Raw genomic sequence first — 3,174 nt, forward strand, 5'->3', positions numbered from 1 at the left:
GCCGGGTCCGGATTTATCGCTCCGTCCATGGTGTCCGTACCGAGCCTCGCCGAATACTTCGTTATCGTGCTCGTACCCACGTTACCGTCCGCGTCGATATCGCCATTAACTATCACCTTTACGTCCAAAAGTTCCGTCTTATCCGAGTCCGAGTACGTCGCTATCGTCTGCTGCAGAGCGACGCCACTTGAATGGTACCCCGAGTTCCTGATCTCCTGTACGTCCAGTAGCGTCGCCCCGGTGGCGTCGGTATACGTGAATATCTCCTGGTTCACGATATTATGCTGCGTGTCATAGCTCCTGTTCGTCAGCACCTGGTAGCTTATGACTTCCGGGTCCGCGCCGTCCGCATCCGTCTGGCTCACCGTTATCCTCTGCGTGCCCGCGTCACCGCGGTTATTTATGTTCTCGTTCACGATAACCGTCACCTTCGTGAGCTTCTCTTCCGCCGACCCGTTCATCACATAGCTCGTTATCGTCTGGTTTTGGGCATACCCGGCGGTCGTAAAGTTGCTCGAAACCGTGACCGTCCTGCCGGTCTCGGTATCCGAGGAATTGTACGTTATTACCGTCGTCTGGGTGGCATTCCCGCGCCTCTGGGCCACCGCGTCACCGTATACATTGGTGATCTCGGTGTATCCCGCGTATACCGTAGCTTCTCCCGTTGCCTCGTCCACCGTGTATTTGCTTACCGTCTGGCTCAGGACGTTCCCATACCTGTCGTAGCTCGAGTACGCTATATCCTGTTTGCCCGTTACGACCGACATGTCAACGTCCGAGTAACTCGTTATGCTGGAGGTCGCCGCCCTGTCGTGGATATCATGACCCGCGTTCGTTATATGCTGAGCCTCGCCGAACGCGAACGCGTCCGTTTCCCAGTAATACCTTAATATGTCCTGCTCAAGCGCGTTACCCCTGTCGTCGAAACTCGTCGTAGTTATCACCTGCTGGTCTATCGCGGTCGCCGGGTCCGGATTTATCGCTCCGTCCATGGTGTCAGTACCGAGCCTCGCGGAATACTTCGTTATCGTGGTCGTACCCACGTTACCGTCCGCGTCGATATCGCCATTAACTATCACCTTTACGTCCAGTAGTTCCGTCTTATCCGAGTCCGAATACGTCGCTATCGTCTGCTGCATCGCCACTCCGCTCGAATGATAGCTGGAGTTCCTGATCTCCTGCACATCCAGTAACGTCGCTTCGGTGGCGTCCGTATACGTGAATATCTCCTGGTTCACGATATTGTGCTGCGCGTCATAGGCCCTATTGGTCAGCACCTGATAACTTACGACTTCCGGGTCCGCCCCATCGGCGTCCGTCTGACTCACCGTTATCCTCTGCGTGCCCGCGTCACCCCTGTTATTGATGTTCTCGTTCACGATGGAAGTGACCTTCGTGAGCTTTTCTTCCGCCGACTCGTTCATAACATAGTTTGATATGGTCTGGTTCTGCGCGTATCCGGTGGTCGTGAAGTTACTCGACACCGTGACCGATCTGCCGGTCTGCGTATCGCTGGAGTTATATGTTATGACCGTAGTCTGGGTGGCGTTGCCGCGCCTCTGGGCCACCACGTCACCGTACACGTTCGTTATCTCGCTGTACCCAGAGTATACCGTCGCTTCTCCCGTAGCCTCGTCCACCGTATACTTACTTACCGTCTGGCTCGTGACGTTGCCGTACCTGTCGTAACTCGAGTACTCTATATCCTGTTTGCCCGTTATGGCCGTCATGTCGGAGTCACTGTAACTCGTTATGCTGGAGGTCGCCGCCCTGTCATGGATATCATGCCCCGCGTTCGTTATATGCTGCGCTTCGCCGAACACGAACGAGCTCGTCTCCCAGTAATAGCGGAGTATATCCTGCTCGAGCGCGTTACCCCTCGCGTCGAAACTCGTCGTCGTGATCACCTGACGGTCTATCGCGGTAGCCGGGTCCGGGTTTATCGCCCCGGCCATGATGTCCGTCCCCAGCCTCGCCGAATACTTCGTTATCGTGGTCGTACCCACGTTACCGTCGGCGTCGATATTGCCGTTCACTATCACTTTTACGTCCAGAAGGTCCGTTTTATCCGAATCCGAATATGTCGCTATTCGTTGCTGCAGGGCTACTCCGCTTGAATGATAGCTTGAGTTCCTTATCTCCTGTACGTCAAGTAGCGTCGCTTCGGTGTCGTCGGTATACGTGAAGATCTCCTGGCTAGTGATATTATGCTGCGCGTCATAATCGCGGTTGGTCAGTACCTGGTAGCTAGAGACCAGTGCGTTCTCGCCATTTGAGTCCGTCTGGCTTACAGTTATCCTCTGCGTGCCCGCGTCACCTCTGTTATTTATGTTCTCGTTGACTATATCCGTCACCTTCGTGAGCTTCTCTTCCGCCGACCCGTTCATCACATAACTCGATATCGTCTGGTTCCCGGCGTATCCGCGGTCGAAATTACTCGATACGGTGACCGTCCTTCCGGTCTTTATATTCAGGGAATTATAAGTGATCGCTGTGGTCTCGGTGGCGTTACCGCGCCTCTGTGCCACGGCGTCGCCGTACACGTTCGTTATCTCGCTGTACCCAGAGTATACCGTAGCCTCTCCCGTAGCCTCGTCCACCGTATACTTACTTACCGTCTGGCTCGTGACGTTGCCGTACCTGTCGTAGCTGGAATACGTTATCTCCTGCTTGCCGGTAACTGTCTCCATACCGGCGTTCGAATAACTCGTTATCTCCGAGGTCGCCGCCCTGTCATGTATATCGTGCCCCGCGTTCACGATATGCTGCGCTTCGCCGAACTCGAACTGGCCTTCTTCCCAGTAATACCTTAATATATCCTGCGTGAGAGCGTTGCCCCTGTCGTCGAAGGTATCGGTCGTTATCACCTGCTTGTCTATCTCGCCCGAATATGTTATCGCGCCCGTACCATCATCGGCTATACTGCAGGACGAGTACTTGATCACCGTCGACGTCCCGACATTACCGTCGGCGTCGATGTTCTCGTTAGTTATGACCTTGACGTCGAGTAGCTCCGTCTTCGCCGCGTCGGAGTATGTCGCTATCACCTGCTGCATCGCCACACCGCTTGAATGGTACCCCGAGTTCCTTATCTCCTGTACGTCCAGGAGCGTTACTTCGGTGGCGTCGGTATACGTGAATATCTCCTGGTTCAATATGTTGTGCTGCGCGTCA

1 protein-coding gene is annotated in these 3,174 nt (G+C 54.7%); it reads right to left on the minus strand.

Annotation, left to right across the window (positions count from 1 at the left end; all coding sequences use genetic code 11):
- Positions 1-3,174: hypothetical protein (locus PHH49_08685; GenBank protein MDD5489015.1), on the minus strand; the 3,174-nt coding region annotated here is incomplete at both ends.

This window comes from Candidatus Omnitrophota bacterium, assembly GCA_028715965.1.
In the GTDB taxonomy this organism is placed as follows: Bacteria; Omnitrophota; Gorgyraeia; order Tantalellales; family Tantalellaceae; genus JAQUQS01.